Origin of the sequence: Bradyrhizobium sp. SZCCT0231, from assembly GCF_018130245.1 — a bacterium.
GTDB classification, from domain to species: Bacteria; Pseudomonadota; Alphaproteobacteria; order Rhizobiales; family Xanthobacteraceae; genus Bradyrhizobium; species Bradyrhizobium japonicum_F.
On sequence record NZ_JAFCKP010000028.1, the window covers coordinates 1 to 18,580 of the forward strand.

Consider the following 18,580-nt stretch of genomic DNA (forward strand, 5'->3'; position numbering starts at 1 on the left):
GCGCTTGGGCGGCACCTGCGCGAGCCTCCCCGAAAACGTCGGTATCAATCCATGCCTGCGCTACCTTAACGCCTATGCGGCCTTCCCTGCGCCCTCTTGGACAAGAGGGCGGCGAGATCAAGCAAAGCTCGGGCGAATTGAGCCGCGAGGATGTCAAGGCATGTCTGCAGCCCCACACTCGGTGTCATCGCCCGCGAAGGCGGGCGATCCAGTACTCCGAGACGGTAGTGATTCAATCGAGAGGCCGCGGCGTACTGGATTCCCCGCCTGCCGCCTACGCTGAAGCTTCGGCGCCCCTAGGCCTCAACCGCGGCGAAGCCTTGGCGTAGCCGGGTCGCGGGGAATGACAGTGGTGGTTGGAGGCCAAGCCATCGCCTCATACTCCGTGACTGCGCTCGCAATGACGACTTGGAGAGAGAGTGCTACACTTTGCTCTCGTGCCCCGGACGCAGCGCATCGTCCCTTCGACGATGTGCTGCCGAGCCGGGGCCCATCTATCCGCAATTGCCGTGTTGCCTGGGTCCCGGCTCTGCGCCGCAACGCCGTAAGCGCGTTTACGCGCGTCTTCAACGCGCTATGGCGTTGCAGCTTTTCCGGGACACGAGCGATGCACCTCGCTCCGCGAGGGGCCGCCGGCGACTCACTTCCGGTGTGCCCGTCCGTCGTTCCAGATCGGATGTTCTGCGCTTACTGAAAAATCTCAGGTTGTGGCTTGTCATCTTCGCGAGGTATCGCAGTAGGCAAATCCGTGTCTTCCCGGTAACGATTGTGCCGTCTGCGCAACACTCGGTTCCGATTTAACCCTCATCACCGGCGGTTCGCATCACCGCCGCTTTTTGGCCACACCCGATCATGAATAAAATCACTCTAATGTTTTAAGAGGCAGCGGCGGTCTTCGAAGGCGACGAGAAAATCCCAAGGTCGATTCAAATCTTGGCTCTGATTTTTCGGGTCTGAAAGGGTTGGCCGGGGAAACTGGTTGCGATGGTCGCGAAGATTGACAAGCAGAGGCTGCCGAGCCGTCACGTGACGGAAGGCCCTGCGCGCGCGCCTCATCGCTCCTACTTCTACGCCATGGGTCTGACCACCGAGCAGATCCACCAGCCCTTCGTCGGCGTCGCCTCATGCTGGAACGAGGCCGCTCCCTGCAACATCGCCCTGATGCGCCAGGCGCAGGCGGTGAAGAAGGGCGTGGCATCGGCCGGCGGCACGCCGCGCGAATTCTGCACCATCACCGTGACCGACGGCATCGCCATGGGCCATGACGGCATGCGCTCGTCGCTGCCGTCACGCGAATGCATCGCCGATTCGGTCGAGCTGACCGTGCGCGGCCACGCCTATGACGCGCTGGTCGGCCTTGCCGGCTGCGACAAGTCGCTGCCGGGCATGATGATGGCGATGGTCCGCCTCAACGTGCCCTCGATCTTCATCTACGGCGGCTCGATCCTGCCCGGCAACTTCCGCGGGCAGCAGGTCACCGTGCAGGACATGTTCGAGGCCGTCGGCAAGCACTCGGTCGGCGCCATGTCGGACGAGGACCTCGACGAGATCGAGCGCGTGGCCTGCCCCTCGGCGGGTGCCTGCGGCGCGCAGTTCACCGCCAACACCATGGCGACCGTTTCCGAGGCGATCGGCCTCGCGTTGCCGTACTCGGCCGGTGCCCCGGCACCCTATGAGATTCGCGACGCCTTCTGCATGACCGCGGGCGAGAAGGTGATGGACCTGATCGCCGACAACATCCGGCCGCGCGACATCGTGACCCGCAAGGCGCTGGAGAATGCGGCTGCCGTGGTCGCGGCGTCCGGCGGCTCGACCAATGCTGCGCTGCACCTGCCGGCGATCGCGCATGAGGTTGGCATCAAGTTCGACCTGTTCGACGTCGCCGAAATCTTCAAAAAGACACCATATGTCGCGGATTTGAAGCCGGGCGGCCGTTATGTCGCCAAAGACATGTTTGAAGTAGGTGGCATACCGCTTCTGATGAAGACGCTGCTCGACAACGGCTTCCTACACGGTGATTGCCTTACCGTCACGGGCCGCACGATCGCCGAAAACCTCAAGAGCGTGAAATGGAATCCGCACCAGGACGTGGTGCACCCGGCAGACAAGCCCATCACCGTGACAGGCGGTGTGGTCGGTCTGAAGGGTAATTTGGCGCCAGAAGGTGCGATCGTGAAAGTCGCGGGAATGTCCAACCTCAGGTTTACCGGTCCAGCCAGGTGCTTCGACCGTGAGGAGGATGCTTTCGAGGCGGTCCAGAACCGCACCTACCGCGAAGGCGAAGTCATCGTGATCCGCTACGAGGGGCCGAAGGGCGGTCCCGGCATGCGGGAAATGCTCCAGACCACGGCAGCGCTGACCGGCCAGGGCATGGGCGGTAAGATCGCGCTCATCACCGACGGCCGCTTCTCCGGCGCCACCCGCGGCTTCTGCATCGGCCATGTCGGGCCGGAGGCGGCGATCGGCGGCCCGATCGGGCTGCTCGAGGACGGCGACATCATCGAGATCGACGCGGTCGCCGGTACCCTTAACGTAAAATTGAGCGACGCCGAGCTCGCCCAGCGCAAAACCAAATGGAGCGCCCGCGCGACTAACCACACGTCGGGTGCGCTCTGGAAATATGCTCAGCAGGTTGGACCAGCGGTCGGGGGGGCAGTGACCCATCCGGGCGGCGCGCACGAGAAACAGTGCTATGCGGACATCTAGGCGTGCCATAGTTGCGTTTGTGTTGGGGGCGGCTGCGCTGGCCGCGCCGGCGTTCGCTTTCGACGGCGCGCCGGTCAATCCGAAGGACGCGACCATCCCGGTCGTGACCACCTTGCCCGGCGCGGCGGGTGCGGTGCGCACCAAGGTTCCGCCGGCGGTCGCAACCCAGGAAACCTCGCTCAGCGCCCTGCAATATGCTGCCGAGGGTGGCCACCCCATCGCGCAGTGGAAGCTCGGCCGCATGTACGCCAATGGCGACGGCGTCGCCCAGGACGATTTGCGTGCCTTCGAATATTTCAGCCGGATCGCCAACGCGCATGCCGAGGACAGCCCGTCGGCGCCCCAGGCGCAGATCGTGGCCAACGCCTTCGTCGCGCTCGGCCGCTACTATCTGGCCGGCATTCCGAACTCGAAGATCAAGGCCGATCCGGACCGCGCGCGGGAGATGTTCTCCTATGCTGCATCCTATTTCGGCAACGCGGACGCGCAGTACGACCTCGCCCGTCTGTACCTGAAGACGCCGGACGCCTCGCGCGAGGACTTCCGCTACGGTGCGCGCTGGCTCGGCCTCGCCGCGCAGAAGGGCCAGCACCAGGCCCAGGCGCTGCTCGGCCAGATGCTGTTCAACGGCGACCGCCTGCCGCGGCAGGCCGCGCGTGGCCTGATGTGGCTGACCCTGGCGCGCGACAGCGCAGGTCCGGAGGAGGTCTGGATCAAGGAAAGCTATAACCGCGCCTTCGCCAAGGCTTCCGACGATGACCGCGCCATGTGCCTGCAAATGCTGGAGCAGTGGGTGCAAGGCCGCCGGGAGTGACCGGCTGAGGCGGCTTCACGCCGCCTCCAGATCCAGATCCGCCCACACCGGTACGTGGTCCGAGGGCTTCTCCCAGCCGCGCACATAGCTGTCGATGCCGACATTGGCGAGCCGGTCGCTGGCCTGCGGCGACAGCAAGAGATGGTCGATCCGCAGGCCCTGGTTCTTCTGCCAGGCCCCGGCCTGATAGTCCCAGAAGGTGTAGAGGCCGGCCTCGTCGGTGACGGCCCGCAAGGCGTCGGTGAGGCCGAGGCCGAGCAGGGATTGGAAGCTCTCCCGCGTCTCCGTCTTGAACAGGGCGTCCTCGGTCCAGGCGGCCGGATTGGAGACGTCGCGGGCATGCGGGATGACGTTGAAGTCGCCTGCGAGGATCAGCGGCTCCTCCGCCTTGAGGCGCTCCTTCGAATATTCAAGAAGCCGCGACATCCATTTGAGCTTGTAGGGATATTTGTCGGTGCCGACCGGATTGCCGTTGGGCAGGTAAAGGCAGGCGATGCGCATCACGCCGGACTTGAGCGTCACCACGCCTTCGAGGAAGCGGGCATGCGTATCCTCGTCGTCGCCGGCGAGCCCCGACTTGGTCTCGTCGAAGCGGAGCTTCGAGAGCAGGGCGACGCCGTTGAACGTCTTCTGCCCGTGGGTCACCACGTTGTAGCCCAGCGCCTCGATCTCCAGCCGCGGAAAGGCCTCGTCGACGCATTTGATCTCCTGCAGGCAAACGATGTCGGGCTGGCACTCCCTCAGCCAGGTCAGGAGCAGATCGATCCGCTGCCGGACCGAGTTCACGTTCCAGGTGGCTACTCTGATGGGCATGTCGGCGGGCTCCGGGCAGGGGCCATGGTTAGAACAAACTGCAAACGCGCCCGTCAAGGACGTCGCAAAATCTCCCACAAAATTAACCCGGTCTAAGCAGGCGGCAGGCCATTGATCGTCAAAAGGTTCCACGGATGGGCTGGCCGGACAAGTCGATGAAGCGAACTCAGCCGCGTGACGGCCTGATCGGCGCGTTCCTGTATTGGCTCGGCGGCTTCGAGATCGAGGACGGTCTGACTGCCGATCTCAGCGAGCGCGAGATCGGCCGCATCCGCGCCAAGCAGATCGACGCCGTGACCCGGCTGATCCCGGTGACGATGGCGGTGACGATGCTGAACGTCGCCATCGTGCTGATCCTGTTCTGGGGCAGGGGCTGGAACGACTTCCTCGCGATCTGGGGCCTGACGCTCGCGGCCACCGCCTCGCTCGCGGTGCGCGCGTGGCACAAGTCGCATCAGAACCCGCCGCAAGAGGCTTCGCCCCGCGCGGCGCGGCAGATGCTGCGGCAGGCATTTTTCCTCGCCGCGATCTGGAGCACGCTGCCGCTCGCCTTGTTCAGCCGCATCGAGCCGACCAGCCAACTGATCCTGGCCTGCCTGATGGTCGGCATGATGTCAGGCGGGGCCTTCACGCTCTCGACCTTTCCGCGCGCAGGCCTCGTCTATCTCGCCACCATGACCGTCGCCTGCGCCGGCGCGCTGCTCTTATGCGGCACCGGGCCATATCTGGTGACCGCGGTGTTCCTGCTGCTGTTCGCGTTTTTCATGGCGCGCAACATCGTCTCGCAGGGCAATCTGTTTCTCGGCAATCTCAAGGCCCAGCTCGAGCTCGAGCGCCAGACCGAGATCATCTCGCTGCTGTTGAAGGACTTTCAGGAGAACGCCAGCGATTGGCTGTGGCAGACCGATGCCGACGGGCATCTGATCGACGTGCCCCAACGCTTCGCGGACGTCGCGCAGCTGCCGCTTCCGCTGCTGAAAGGATCGCTGTTCGCCGACGTGCTCGACATGCTGTGCCCCGAGGATAAGACGGCGGCCTACAACATCGTCGGCCTGATGGAGCAGGCCGAGCCGCTGCATGAGATGAATCTCAAGGTCGTCGCCGGCGGCGAGGCGCGGTTGTGGTCGCTGACGGCGAAGCCGGCCTATGATCGCGAAGGACAGTTCCTCGGCTATCGCGGCTTCAGCCGCGACGTGACCGAACGTTGGCGCGCGGAAAAGGCCGAGGCCGAGAGCCGCGCCAAGTCGGACTTCCTGGCGGTGATGAGTCACGAGATCCGCACGCCGATGAACGGCGTGCTCGGGCTTGCCAGCATGCTGCTCGAAACCAAGCTTGATCCGGAGCAGCGCGAAGCCGTCACCACGATCCGCGAGTCCGGCGACAATCTCCAGCGCATCCTCAACGACATTCTCGACCTGTCCAAGCTCGAGGCTGGCCGCTTCCAGTTCGAGGTGATCGACTTCGCCCCGCAGGCGCTGGTCGAGACGGTTGCGACCGTGGTGCGGGCGAGCGCCAAGGGCAAAGGGCTCGCGGTCGAGCTCGAGCTCGATCCGAACCTGCCGCCGACGCTGCGCGGCGACGTCGCGCGCATTCGCCAGGTGCTGCTCAACCTCGCGTCCAATGCGGTGAAGTTCACCGACGACGGCGAGGTGACGATATCAGCCATCTGCCAGGCGCGCCGCGACCTGCTGGCGACCGTCGAATGGACGGTGACCGACAGCGGCATCGGCATCGCCCCGGAAAAGCTCGGTCTGCTGTTCAGCGACTTCGCCCAGGCCGACGCCTCGATCAGCCGCCGCTTCGGCGGCACCGGCCTCGGCCTTGCGATCAGCAGGCGCATCATCGAGCAGATGGGCGGCACGATCGGCGTTACCTCGACGCCGGGCGAGGGCTCGACCTTCCGCTTCACGCTGGTGCTGCCCTGGAGCCAGGCGCAGGCGTCCGATGCGGCTGCCGGGCGTGACGAGGCGGAGGAGCTGAAAGCCCGCATCGCCGGGCTCGACCGGCCGCTGAAGGTGCTGGTCGCGGAGGACGATGCCGTCAACCGCATGGTCGTGAGCAAGATGTTAGGATCGTTCGACGTCGAGCTGCGCGTCGTCGCCGATGGCGCCGAGGCCGTCGCGGCGGCATCCGAGGGCAATTACGACGTCGTGCTGATGGACGTGCGCATGCCCGACATGGACGGACTTGCTGCCACCCGTGCGATCCGTGCACGAGGCGGGCGCTTCGAAGCCTTGCCGATCATCGCGCTCACCGCCAATGCCTTCCCCGAGGACGTCAAGATCTGCCGCGAGGCCGGCATGTCGGACTTCCTCGCCAAGCCGCTGCGCAAGCCGGCGCTGGTCGCGGCCTTGCTGCGCGCGCTGGACGGCCACCTCTGGTCCGAGGACGCGCCGCTCCAGCCGGGCCTGATGCCGGGCGACGTGGAGTGGACGGACGAGGAAAGGCAGATAACGGGCGCGTAGAGCGTTTTCGAGCGAAGTGGATACCGGTTCGCGTAACGAAAACGCCTCAAACTAGAATCTAGAGCCCGTTCCGATTCCATCGGAGCGGGCTCTCGCCGCTCAGACCGAAAAGCTCGTCCCGCAGCCGCAGGACGCGGTCGCGTTCGGATTGTTGACGCGGAACGAGGCGCCGATCAGGTCGTCGACGAAATCGACCTGCGAGCCCGCCAGGAACGGCTGCGAGGCGGAATCAACCAGCACCACCGCGTTGTCCTGCTCGATCACGAGATCGTCGTCGGTGCGGGCACGGTCGATGTCGAACTTGTACTGGAAGCCGGAGCAGCCGCCGCCCTCGACCGAGATGCGCAGCATCGCGCCAGAACCTTCGCCCTTGAGGATCTCCCCAATCCGGCGTGCGGCCCGGTCGCTGATGGTCACGGCAGTCGTCATTGCTGGTCTCCGATAGTCCCGCGGTCATACCAAGTTCACTTGCCCAATTCATTTGGTATCCCGCGCCTGACATAGTTAAGTGCCACCATACGCAGAATCAAATGGATAGGGACTAAATTCGCCGTGTCCGTCGGAATGGCAGCCCCCCGCGCGCCCTATGCCTGCGACCCCGATCGCAGCCGCGGCCGGCTGGTCGCCGAGCCCCCGAGCCGGACCCGCAGCCCGTTCCGGCGGGATTGCGACCGGGTGATCCATTCCACCGCGTTCCGCCGCCTGAAGTACAAGACCCAGGTGTTCGTGTTCCACGAGGGCGACCACTACCGCACCCGGCTGACCCATTCCCTGGAGGTGGCGCAGATCGCCCGCGCGCTGGCCCGGCAGCTCGGGCTGGACGAGGACCTCACCGAAACCCTCGCGCTCGCGCACGATCTCGGTCATCCGCCGTTCGGGCATGCCGGGGAGCGGGCGTTGGACGCCTGCCTGAAGGAATTTGGCGGCTTCGACCATAATGCCCAGACGCTCCGCGTCGTGGCTTCGCTCGAGCACCGCTATCCCGAGTTCGATGGGCTCAACCTGACCTGGGAATCGCTGGAGGGCATCGTCAAGCACAACGGCCCGCTGGCTGACCGCAGCGGCGCGCCGGTCGGGCGCTATCGCGAGCACGGCATTCCCGTCGGCATCGCCGACTACATCAAGACCTACGACCTCGAATTGTGGAGCTTCGCTTCACTGGAGGCGCAGGTCGCCGCGATCGCCGACGACATCGCCTATGACGCCCACGACATCGACGACGGCCTGCGCGCCGGCCTGTTCCATCTCGACGATCTCAAGGCGATGCCGCTGACCGCGGAGATCATCGCCGGAATCACTACGCATTATCCGGATCTCGAAGACGTCCGCCGCGGTGCCGAGCTGGTGCGCGAGCTGATCTCGCACCTGATCGGTGCGGTGTTTGCGGAGGCGCAGAAGAACCTTGCCGCCACCAAGCCGCAATCGGCCCAGGACGTACGCCGGCAGAGCCGGGCGCTGATCGCGTTCCCCGCCGAGGTCGCGGAGGAAGAGGCTGCCATCAAGACCTTCCTGTACCAGCACATGTACCGCCACGCACGGGTGATGCGGGTGATGCGGGAGGCGGAGCAGATCCTGTTCGACCTGTTCGCAAAATACCTGAAATCCCCCGGCGAGCTGCCGCCGGAATGGCTGCTGGGGGCGGAGGCGGACGATAAGGGCGACCGGGCACGCCGGATCGGCAATTTCATTGCCGGAATGACCGACCGTTTCGCCCTGACCGAGCACCAGCGGCTCTTTGACTCGACCCCGGATTTGCGTTAGGCGGCGGCCATGCCCGACACATCTTCATCCCTGCATCTGTTCGCCGACGTGCTCGCGCGCGTGCACGCCGCCTGCCGCGCGCTCGCGGCGGACGCCAATTGGCCGGAGGGCATCGATTTCTCCCGCGTGGTGGTCGAGCCGCCGCGCGATGCCTCCCATGGCGACATGGCGACCAACGCCGCCATGGTGCTTGCGAAAGAGGCAAAGGCAAAGTCGCGTGAGCTCGCCGAGCAGATCGCCGAGCGGCTGCGCACGGATGCGCTGATCGCCAAGGTCGATGTCGCGGGTCCCGGCTTCATCAATCTGACGCTGGAGCCGGCCGCCTGGGCCGAGGCGCTGCGGACGGTGCTGCGCGAGGGCGCCGATTACGGCCGCGTCCGCGGCGGCTCCAAGGTCAATGTCGAATACGTCTCGGCCAATCCGACCGGACCGATGCATGTCGGCCATTGCCGCGGCGCCGTGTTCGGCGACGCGCTGGCGAGCCTGCTCCAGTTCGCTGGCCACGACGTCACCCGGGAATACTACATCAACGATGCGGGCGCGCAGGTCGACGTGCTCGCGCGCTCGGCCTTCCTGAGATATCGCGAGGCGCTCGGCGAGGACATCGGTGCCATTCCCGAAGGCCTCTATCCCGGCGACTACCTCAAGCCGGTGGGTGAGGCGCTGGCGAAGGAGCACGGCGACAAGCTGCTCGCGAAGAGCGAGGCGGAGTGGCTGCCGACCGCGCGTGCCAAGGCGATCGCGATGATGATGGATGAGATCAAGGACGATCTCGCCGCGCTCAACATCCGCCACGACGTGTTCTTCTCGGAGCGCTCGCTGATCGAGACCGGCAACAACAAGGTTGCCGAGACCATCGACTTCCTGCGCGCCAAGGGCGACATCTACGAGGGCCGTCTGCCGCCGCCGAAGGGCGCGCCGGTCGAGGATTGGGAAGACCGCGAGCAGCTGCTGTTCAAGGCGACCGCCTACGGCGACGACGTCGATCGTCCGCTGATCAAGTCGGACAATTCCTACACCTACTTCGCTTCCGACATCGCCTACCACAAGAACAAGTTCGACCGCGGCTTCGCCGAGATGATCGACGTCTGGGGCGCCGATCATGGCGGCTACATCAAGCGGATGCAGGCGGCGGTGAAGGCGACGACCTCGGGCAAGGGCTCGCTCGACGTCAAGATCGTCCAGCTCGTGAAGCTGCTGCGCAACGGCGAGCCGGTGAAAATGTCGAAGCGGAGCGGGGACTTCGTCACCTTGCGTGAGGTGGTGGATGAGGTCGGCCAGGACGCCGTCCGCTTCATGATGCTTTACCGCAAGAACGACGCGGTGCTCGACTTCGACCTCGCCAAGGTCATGGAACAGTCACGCGACAACCCGGTGTTCTACGTCCAGTACGGTCACGCCCGCGGTCACTCGATCTTCCGCAATGCGCGGGCCGAAGTGTTCCCGGAACTGCCCGGCGATACCGACAAGCGCATCGCTTGGCTCGCTGAGTCGGCGGTCGAGCGGCTGTCGGACCCCGTGGAACTCGATCTTCTCAAGCGTCTCGCAATTTATCCGCGCATGTTGGAAGCGGCCGCCGCGGCCCACGAGCCGCACCGAATTGCCTTTTATCTCTATGATTTAGCCAGCGAATTTCATGCACTTTGGACGAAGGGGCGCGATTTGCCCTATTTACGCTTCATTATCAATAATGATGCAGATCTTACAAAGGCGCGACTGGCCATGGTCCAGGGCGTCGTCTCGGTTCTGGCATCGGGCCTCGCCATCCTCGGCGTCCATGCTCCGGACGAGATGCGGTAGTTTGGGGCGAACTACTTAAGGGGAATTCGGGGGTAACCGGCAGAAGCCGGATCGCTTAGACTTGGTTGAAAGCCTTGTGGGTTGAAAGCCGTGCCTTGGTCGAGGGGCGCGCGGCTTTCCCGAAGGGACGCATCATCACGATGGCCGAACGATATCAGGACAGACCGTTTCCTTCCGATGACTATGGTCGCGGTGGCGATCAGCATGGGAAGGCGGAAAATGATCCCTTGGCCGAGCTCGCCCGTTTGATCGGACAGACCGATCCGTTCGCAGCGCAGGGGCAGCCGACTGCGCGTCCGCCGGCGGCGCCCGCCCGGAGCTATCGTGAAGACGATTATCGCCGGGACGATGATCAGCAGGACTACGCCGAGCAGGCCCCGCCGCCGGGGCCGCCCTCATGGATGCGGCGCGCCAACGTGCAGCCGCAGCCGGCGCCCGCGCCGGAGCCTGACTATCCTGTCTCGGTCAGCCCGGTGCATCCGTTGCATCGCTATTCAGCCAAGCCTGCCGTGCCCGAGCCTGATGTTCATCAGCCGCAGGCTTATCAGGATCAAGGTTTTCAGGATCAGCCCTACCAGCAGCATGGCCAAGCCTATCAGGAGCAGGCCTATCAGGAGCCGTACGCGCAGCCCGATCCGTCGCGCTACGACGATGCGCTCTACGGCCGGCTGGAGACAGGCGAGCAGGACTATCAGCGCGAGCCGGCCTACCCGGACGACCCTTACGCGTACCAGAGCGACTATCCCGAGGAAGAAGTCGAGGAGCCGAGGAAGCGGCGCGGCGGCATGATGACGGTCGCGGCGATCCTGGCGCTTGCCGTGGTCGGCACCGGGGCGGCCTTCGCCTACAAGACCTATATCGGCTCGCCCCGCAGCGGCGAACCGCCGATCATCAAGGCCGACAACACGCCGACCAAGATCGTGCCGGCGCCGACGGACTCCGCGGCCAAGGTGCCGGACCGCATGGTCAGTGGTGACGGCACTGAAAAGATCGTGCCGCGCGAGGAGGTGCCCGTCGACGTCAATGCCAGGGCGGGCGGGCCTCGCGTCGTCTTCCCGCCGCTGAACCAGAATGCGAACCCGCCGTCAGTGGCCAGCGTATCGCCGTCTGCGGTGCCGCCGCCGAGCGCGGGTCCGAGCAACGGCACGCTGCCGAACAATTCGCCGCGCCCTGTCAGGACCGTAGCCGTGAAGGGCGATCAGACCGACAGCGCCGTGCCGCAATCGGCCGCCGCCAAGCCGACGATCGCGGCGCCGAAGCCTGTTGCCGCACCCGCTCCGCCGCCGCCGGCCGCGCCGCGCAATCCGCCGACCTCGGCCAATGCCAGCGTCAACCAGCCCCTTTCGCTCGCCCCGCAATCGGGAGCGACGGCCGAGCCGCCGCAGCGGATGGCTGCCACCAACCCGACGCAAATCGCGCCCAGCAGCAGCGGCGGCGGCTACATCGTGCAGGTCTCCTCACAACAGAGTGAGGACAGCGCCGCCGCGTCCTACCGGGTGCTTCAGAGCAAGTACGGCAGCGTGCTCGGCTCCCGTTCGCCGGTGATCAAGCGGGTCGATCTGACCGACAAGGGCAAGGGAATCGTGTACCGCGCCTTCGCCGGGCCCTACGCTTCGGCCGAGGAGGCGACGCAGGCTTGCAACAGCCTGAAGTCCGCAGGCCTGTCCGCCTGCTTCGTCCAGAGGAATTAACGGCCGTTTCCTTGACCCCCCGGCGGGGCAGGGTTAATCGGCCGTTATGAGCACGCGGGCCTTCATTACCGGCGTATCCGGAACGGAACTGACCGCCGCCGAGCGGGAGTTTATCCGTGCCCAGCGCCCATGGGGCTTCATTCTCTTCAAGCGCAACGTCGCGACACCGGCTCAAGTTGCTGCACTGGTTGCGGAATTGCGGGCCGTGGTGGGTGCGGCCGACGCGCCTGTCTTGATCGATCAAGAGGGCGGACGGGTGCAGCGGCTGGGCCCGCCGCACTGGCCGGTCTATCCGCCGGGGGCTGTATTCGCGAATTTGTACGACACTGATTCGGCGCTCGGGCTCAGTGCCGCCCGCCTCAGTGCCCGCCTGATCGCAGCCGATCTTGCCGAACTCGGCATTACCGTGGATTGCCTGCCGCTAGCTGACGTGCCGGTGCCGGGCGCCGACGCAGTCATCGGCAACCGGGCCTACGGCACGGAGCCGGGCAAGGTCGCGGCGATTGCCCGCGCGGTCACCGAGGGCCTGGAGCAGGGCGGCGTGCTGCCGGTCCTCAAGCACATTCCCGGACATGGCCGGGCAACTGCCGATACCCATTTCAAGCTGCCGACCGTCGATACGCCCCGGAACGAGCTGGAACGCACCGATTTTGCGGCATTCAAGCCGCTCGCCGATTTGCCGATGGCCATGACTGCACATGTTGTGTTTAGCGCAGTCGACCCCGCCCATCCGGCGACGACATCTGCGACAATGATTGCTGACGTGATTCGCGGCGTAATCGGGTTCCAGGGTTTGTTAATGAGTGATGACGTGTCGATGAACGCGCTGTCGGGGAATATCGCCGAGCGGACCCGCGCCATCTTCGCGGCCGGCTGCGACGTGGCGCTGCATTGCAACGGCAACATCGAGGAGATGCGCGACGTCGCCGGCCAGACACCTGAACTGTCCGGCCGGGCACTGGAGCGGGCGAAAGCCGCGCTCGCCGCACGCAAGCCGCCGCAGCCATTCGACCGCGTGGCCGCACGCACTGAGCTGGACGCATTGATCGCACGGGCAAACACGGCATCGGCATGACCGCAGAAATCCTATCGTTTGAAACCGGGCGGCCTGCAGAGCTCGCCGAGGGTGAGCCGGCGTTGGTGGTGGACGTCGAGGGCTATGAAGGCCCGCTCGACCTCTTGCTCGCGCTGGCCCGGCAGCAGAAGGTCGACCTCGCCAAGATTTCGATCCTGGCGCTGGCCGACCAGTACCTCCACTTCATCGAGGCCGCGCGAAAGATCCGGCTGGAGCTTGCGGCTGACTACCTCGTCATGGCGGCCTGGCTTGCCTTCCTGAAGTCGCGCCTGCTGCTGCCGGAGCCGCCGAGTGCAGAAGGCCCGAGCGCGGAGCAGATGGCCACTGCGCTCGCCAACCGCCTGCGCCGGCTGGAAGCCATTCGCGAAGCCGCCAACCGGCTCATGAACAGGCCGCAATTGCAGCGCGACATCTTCCCGCGCGGCGAGCCCGAGCAGATCGCCGAGATCAAGCATCCGAAGTACACCGCGACGCTCTACGACCTGCTCACCGCCTACGCCGCGCAGCGCCAGTCGCGCGTGCTGGCGAGCGTGCATCTGGCCAAACGCACGGTGTGGTCGCTCGCCGAAGCGCGCGCCACGCTGGAGCGGCTGGTCGGCAGCATCACCGAGCAGGACGATTGGGGTGTTCTCGACGACTTCCTGATCCGGCATGTCGCCGACCCGACGCAGCGCGCGACGGTGTTCGCCTCGAGCTTTGCCGCCGCGCTCGAGCTGGTGCGCGAAGGTCAGCTCGAGCTGAATCAGAAAGAGGCGTTTGCGCCGATCTATTTCCGGAAGGGGCGCCACAAGCCGGTCCCGGACGCAGCTCCTGCGCCCGACGCGCCGGTCGCTTAAGTGCAAGAAGGAGAATCTGCCATGGCAAGCCTGGCTGAAGTGCGGGTAGAAGAGGCCGAGCCGATGGAGAACGAGATCCAGGCACGTCCCGAAGAACTACGGCTGCTGGAAGCGCTGCTGTTCGCGTCGAGTGAGCCGCTGGATACCGCGACGCTGGCCAAGCGCATGCCCGAAGGCGTCGACGTCAAGGCTGCGCTCGAGCAATTGCAGGCCGATTATGCCTCACGTGGCGTCAACCTCGTCCGTGTCGCCAACAAATGGACGTTCCGCACTGCCGGCGATCTGGCCTGGCTGATGACGCGGGAGAGCACCGAGACCCGGCGCCTGTCGCGTGCCGCGATCGAGGTGCTGGCGATCATCGCCTATCACCAGCCGGTGACGCGGGCCGAGATCGAGGAGATCCGCGGCGTCGTCACCTCAAAGGGCACGCTCGACGTGCTGCTGGAGACCGGCTGGATCAAGCCGCGTGGCCGCCGCAAGACGCCGGGCCGTCCGCTCACCTTCGGAACCACCGAGGACTTCCTGTCGCAATTCACCCTGGAACAGCTCGGCGACCTGCCGGGCCTGGAAGAGCTGAAGGGCACGGGCCTGTTGGATTCGCGTCTGCCTACCGGATTTAGCGTGCCGACGCCGTCCGATGACCCGGCCCTGCGCGAGGATGAGGATCCGCTGGAACCGGGCGAGGACCTCGATCTTGCGCTGGCGCCTGCGGTCGAGCCCGAGACGCCTGAAGGCGGCAACGAGGGCGGCGGCGAGGGCGGTAGCGAGGCGTGACGCCCGTTCGTCTACGGGGCCCTGCGACCGGTTAACACTAGCAAGATTGCGTAGCGCCGACAGCGAATTGGCGCTGCCTTGGTCCTTGTTTTTGAGCCCTGCCAAGCCTAGGTTTCGGTGAAGATCGGCCGGGTCCCCGGCCACACGCGTTTGGAGGGTTGCAGGATGGGTTCACTCAGCATTTGGCACTGGATCTTGGTGATCGCAGTGGTCCTGCTGCTGTTCGGCCGCGGCAAGATTTCGGATCTGATGGGCGACGTGGCGCAGGGCATCAAGGCGTTCAAGAAGGGCATGCAGGACGACGACAAGCCTGCCGAGAAGCCCGAGCCGGCCAAGTCGATCGAGCACAATGCTGCGCCGACCGCGGCACGATCCGACGTCGGCAGCAAGGCCGTCTGAGCCAGAGAGCACGCGAGACACGGGTAGCGGCCCCGATCCTGCGCGCGAGGATTGGGCCGGCTCCGGCTGGCGTGAACGGAAGACCTCATGTTCGACATCGGGTGGAGTGAACTGGTCCTCATCGGGGTCGTGGCCCTGATCGCCATCGGCCCGAAAGAGCTGCCGGGCGTGCTGCGCATGGTCGGGCAGTGGATGGGCAAGGCCCGCAAGATGGCCGCCGAATTCCAGGGCCAGTTCCAGGAGGCGATGCGCGAGGCCGAGATGGCCGACCTCAAGAAGAGCTTCGACGAGGTCAAGGAAGCCGCCACTGGATTCAATCCGTTGACCTCGCTCCAGAAGGACGTCAGCGACGCGCTCCGCGTCGATGCGCTGGACAAGCCGGCCGAAACGCCGGCCATCGAACCGCCGGCGACTTCAAGCGAAGCGCCGGCGACTTCAAGTGAAGCGCCGGTCATGCCAACGACTCCGGAAGCGCCGACGCCCGCGACCTTCGTCGAGGCCGAGGCGCATGCGGCCGTGAACGAGCCGCTCGCCATCACCCGTGAGGTCGAGCAGGCAAAGGTCGCGCAGGACACCGCGCCACCCGAGGCGATCAAGGACGCCAAAGCGTCATGACGGACGCCGATATCGAGGCCAGCAAAGCCCCGCTGATGGACCATTTGATCGAGCTGCGCTCGCGGCTGATCAAGGCGTTGCTCGGCTTTGGCGTGGCCTTCATCTTCTGCTTCTTCTTTGCCAAGCAGATCTACAACGTGCTGGTCTGGCCGTTCGTGTGGGTCGCAGGGCCCGAGAATTCCAAGTTCATCTACACCGCGCTGCTGGAATATTTCATCACCCAGCTCAAGCTCGCGCTGTTCGGCGCCGGCTTCATCTCGTTCCCGATCGTCGCGACGCAGATCTACAAGTTCGTCGCGCCCGGGCTCTACAAGCACGAGAAGCAGGCCTTCCTGCCATATCTGGTCGCGACCCCGTTCTTCTTCGTGCTGGGTGCCGCGCTGGTCTATTTCGTCGTGCTGCCGATGCTGGTGCGCTTCTCGCTCGGCATGCAGCAGGCCGGCAGCGACGAGACGGCGCAGATCCAGCTGCTGCCCAAGGTCGGCGAATATCTGTCGCTGATGATGTCGCTGATCTTCGCCTTCGGCATCGCTTTCCAGCTCCCGGTGATCCTGACGCTGCTCGGCCGCATCGGCATCGTGACCTCGAAAATGCTGCGCGAGAAGCGGCGCTATTTCATCGTGATCGCCTTCGTGATCGCGGCCGTGCTGACGCCGCCCGACGTGCTCAGCCAGTGCTCGCTCGCGATCCCCCTGATGGCGCTGTACGAGGGCTCGATCATTGCGGTTGGGATGGTGGAGAAGAAGGCGGCGGCCTCGCAGGCTGCCACGGGCACCGACGTTTCGACGCCGGCCAATCCGGCGGAGTAGGGCACTTTCGCTTTATCATCGCACTGCTCAGCCCATGATTCGTCATGCCCGGGCTTGACCCGGGCATCCACGACTTGATCTAAGGCGGCAGACACGTGGATGGCCGGGATAAACCCGGCCATGACGGGAAAACAGCCATGCACGACATCAAATCGATCCGCGACAATCCGCAAGCCTTCGACGCCGGCCTCGCTCGGCGCGGCTTGAAGCCGATGTCGGCCTCGCTGCTGGCGATCGACGAGAGGCGGCGTGCCGCGATCCTGGCCTCCGAGCAGGCACAGGCGCGGCGCAATGCGGCCTCGAAGGAAATCGGCGACGCCAAGAAAGCGAAGGACGAGGCGCGTGCGGCCAAGCTGATGGCCGAAGTCGCCGAGCTCAAGACCACGATGCCGGAGCTCGAAGCGGCTGCGAAAGCCGCCGACGATGAGCTGACGAAAGAGCTGTCCGCGATCCCGAACATTCCGTTCGACGACGTGCCCGACGGCGTCGACGAGCACGGCAACGTGCAGCACCACGTGTTTGGCAACAGGCGCAACTACAGCTTCGCGCCGAAGCTGCATGACGATCTCGGCACCGCGCTCGGCTACATGGATTTCGAAGCGGCGGCAAAGCTTTCCGGCGCGCGCTTCGTCGTGCTGAAGAAGGGGCTGGCGCGGCTCGAGCGTGCGATCGGCCAGTTCATGCTCGACCTGCACACGACCGAGCACGGCTACACGGAGATCAATCCGCCGCTGCTGGTGCGCAACGAGGTGATGTTCGGTACCGGGCAACTGCCGAAGTTCGAGGACGACCAGTTCTGGGCGATCAAGGGCGAGCTGCTCGCCTCGCCCGACCATGAGCGGTTGAAGACCGAGCGCCTCGGCCTGATCCCCACCGCCGAAGTCTCGCTCACCAATCTCGTGCGCGAATCCATCCTCGACGAGAAGCAATTGCCGATGCGCCTCACGGCGCTGACGCCGTGCTTCCGCGCCGAGGCGGGTGCGGCGGGGCGCGACACCCGCGGCATGATCCGCCAGCACCAGTTCACCAAGGTCGAGCTGGTCTCGATCACGACGCCGGAGGCGAGCAAGGACGAGCTGGAGCGGATGCTGTCCTGCGCCGAGCAGGTGTTGCAGAAGCTCGACCTGCATTATCGCGTGATGACGCTCTGCGCAGGGGATATGGGCTTCTCGTCGCAAAAAACCTACGACATCGAGGTCTGGATGCCCGGGCAGGGCGAGGGCGGCATGTTCCGGGAGATCTCGAGCTGCTCGGTCTGCGGCGACTTCCAGGCGCGGCGCATGGATGCGCGCTCGCGCGGGCCCGACGGCAAGCCGCGCTTCGTGCACACACTGAACGGCTCCGGCACCGCAGTCGGCCGCGCGCTGATCGCGGTGATGGAGACCTATCAGCAGGAGGACGGCTCGATCGCGGTCCCCAGCGTGCTCCAGCCCTATATGGGCGGGCTGAAGGTGATCGCGCGCGACTAAAGCGTTTTCCCGCGAAGTGGGCACCGGTTCGCGTCCGAAAACGCGGCATGACGAGAATCGCGTTGCGAAGATCGGGCGGCCGGCTATCCTGCCGGCCCCTCAACGCGAACCCTCCCCTCATGGCCTTGCACCGCGACATCTTCTGGGTCGGTCGACAATGGGCGGTGACGGGTGCCGGCATTCAGGCCATCGATCAGCGCCTGCGTGGCGTGCTCGACATCGAGATCGCGCGGCTCTGGGACGACGATCTCGTGCAGAGCCGACGGGCCAAGCCCGGAGTCAATGCAGCGGACTTCGACAAGGCGCTGGCGGTGGCGCGGCAACGCTTCCCGCAAGCGCCGGGCTCCGACCCGTTCGTCGCTCAGCTGGCGGCGCTCGGTGTGATCGAGGCTCCCGTCGTGAATCCGGTCGTGCCGGCGATGCAATTGCGTGCGGAGGGCCGGCTCGCGCGCTTCCTGCCGCAATGGCGCATCCGCCGCTAGCGGGACCAGGCCGGGAACCTGCCGCCGGACCGCAATCGTCCGGTTTGCCTGATCGGTCACGGCCGGATATG

At 65.5% G+C, this 18,580-nt stretch carries 16 protein-coding genes; 14 read left to right on the forward strand and 2 right to left on the reverse strand.

Annotated elements, in window-relative coordinates; genetic code table 11:
• Window positions 1-984: 984 nt before the first annotated feature.
• Window positions 985-2,706 (forward strand): dihydroxy-acid dehydratase, encoded by a 1,722-nt coding sequence (gene ilvD / locus JQ566_RS32905; protein ID WP_212380151.1) that lies wholly within the window; start codon window positions 985-987, stop codon window positions 2,704-2,706.
• Window positions 2,693-3,520 carry a tetratricopeptide repeat protein gene (locus JQ566_RS32910; RefSeq protein WP_212380152.1) on the forward strand — a complete coding sequence of 276 codons (828 nt, stop codon included), beginning with the start codon at window positions 2,693-2,695 and terminating at the stop codon, window positions 3,518-3,520. The genes ilvD and JQ566_RS32910 overlap by 14 nt, the downstream gene beginning before the upstream one ends.
• 15 nt (window positions 3,521-3,535) lie before the next feature.
• Here the strand turns inward: JQ566_RS32910 and xth are convergent, their stop codons facing one another.
• Window positions 3,536-4,333 carry an exodeoxyribonuclease III gene (gene xth / locus JQ566_RS32915; RefSeq protein ID WP_212380153.1) on the reverse strand — a complete coding sequence of 266 codons (798 nt, stop codon included), beginning with the start codon at window positions 4,331-4,333 and terminating at the stop codon, window positions 3,536-3,538.
• A 134-nt stretch (window positions 4,334-4,467) separates the two neighbouring features.
• On the opposite strand from xth, the gene JQ566_RS32920 reads away from it, so the two are divergent.
• Window positions 4,468-6,798, forward strand: a complete 2,331-nt coding sequence (locus JQ566_RS32920; RefSeq protein WP_212380154.1) for a hybrid sensor histidine kinase/response regulator — start codon at window positions 4,468-4,470, stop codon at window positions 6,796-6,798.
• 99 nt (window positions 6,799-6,897) lie between these two features.
• On the opposite strand, the gene erpA is transcribed toward JQ566_RS32920, so the two are convergent.
• Window positions 6,898-7,227: an iron-sulfur cluster insertion protein ErpA gene (erpA, locus tag JQ566_RS32925; protein WP_024342679.1), complete on the reverse strand. Its 330-nt coding sequence runs from the start codon at window positions 7,225-7,227 to the stop codon at window positions 6,898-6,900.
• A gap of 123 nt (window positions 7,228-7,350) precedes the next feature.
• On the opposite strand from erpA, the gene JQ566_RS32930 reads away from it, so the two are divergent.
• The 11 genes from JQ566_RS32930 (at window position 7,351) to JQ566_RS32980 (ending at window position 18,509) form a co-directional block, all read left to right on the forward strand.
• A complete protein-coding gene (locus JQ566_RS32930) occupies window positions 7,351-8,559 on the forward strand; it encodes a deoxyguanosinetriphosphate triphosphohydrolase (protein WP_212380155.1) in 1,209 nt (402 codons plus the stop codon).
• Window positions 8,560-8,568: 9 nt separating this feature from the next.
• Window positions 8,569-10,359 (forward strand): arginine--tRNA ligase, encoded by a 1,791-nt coding sequence (argS, locus tag JQ566_RS32935; RefSeq protein ID WP_212380156.1) that lies wholly within the window; start codon window positions 8,569-8,571, stop codon window positions 10,357-10,359.
• Window positions 10,360-10,499: 140 nt separating this feature from the next.
• Window positions 10,500-12,050, forward strand: coding sequence for an SPOR domain-containing protein (locus JQ566_RS32940; protein ID WP_212380157.1), 1,551 nt, complete (start codon window positions 10,500-10,502; stop codon window positions 12,048-12,050).
• Window positions 12,051-12,096: 46 nt separating this feature from the next.
• Complete coding sequence (gene nagZ, locus JQ566_RS32945) at window positions 12,097-13,125, forward strand: beta-N-acetylhexosaminidase (RefSeq protein WP_212380158.1); 1,029 nt, start codon at window positions 12,097-12,099, stop codon at window positions 13,123-13,125.
• On the forward strand, window positions 13,122-13,961 hold the full coding sequence (locus JQ566_RS32950) for a segregation and condensation protein A (protein WP_212380159.1): 840 nt from the start codon (window positions 13,122-13,124) through the stop codon (window positions 13,959-13,961). The genes nagZ and JQ566_RS32950 overlap by 4 nt, the downstream gene beginning before the upstream one ends.
• 21 nt (window positions 13,962-13,982) lie before the next feature.
• The gene (gene scpB / locus JQ566_RS32955) at window positions 13,983-14,735 is read left to right on the forward strand and encodes an SMC-Scp complex subunit ScpB (protein WP_212380160.1); all 753 of its coding nucleotides are present in this window, start codon (window positions 13,983-13,985) and stop codon (window positions 14,733-14,735) included.
• A 165-nt stretch (window positions 14,736-14,900) separates the two neighbouring features.
• Window positions 14,901-15,134, forward strand: coding sequence for a twin-arginine translocase TatA/TatE family subunit (locus tag JQ566_RS32960; protein ID WP_018642198.1), 234 nt, complete (start codon window positions 14,901-14,903; stop codon window positions 15,132-15,134).
• Between the two features lie 87 nt (window positions 15,135-15,221).
• Window positions 15,222-15,749 carry a Sec-independent protein translocase protein TatB gene (gene tatB / locus JQ566_RS32965; RefSeq protein WP_212380161.1) on the forward strand — a complete coding sequence of 176 codons (528 nt, stop codon included), beginning with the start codon at window positions 15,222-15,224 and terminating at the stop codon, window positions 15,747-15,749.
• Window positions 15,746-16,558 (forward strand): twin-arginine translocase subunit TatC, encoded by an 813-nt coding sequence (tatC, locus tag JQ566_RS32970; protein ID WP_212380162.1) that lies wholly within the window; start codon window positions 15,746-15,748, stop codon window positions 16,556-16,558. The genes tatB and tatC overlap by 4 nt, the downstream gene beginning before the upstream one ends.
• 137 nt (window positions 16,559-16,695) lie before the next feature.
• Entirely contained in the window at window positions 16,696-18,027 is a 1,332-nt protein-coding gene (serS, locus tag JQ566_RS32975) for a serine--tRNA ligase (protein WP_212380163.1), read from the forward strand.
• A 119-nt stretch (window positions 18,028-18,146) separates the two neighbouring features.
• A complete protein-coding gene (locus JQ566_RS32980; RefSeq protein WP_212380164.1) occupies window positions 18,147-18,509 on the forward strand; it encodes a hypothetical protein in 363 nt (120 codons plus the stop codon).
• Window positions 18,510-18,580 lie beyond the last annotated feature (71 nt).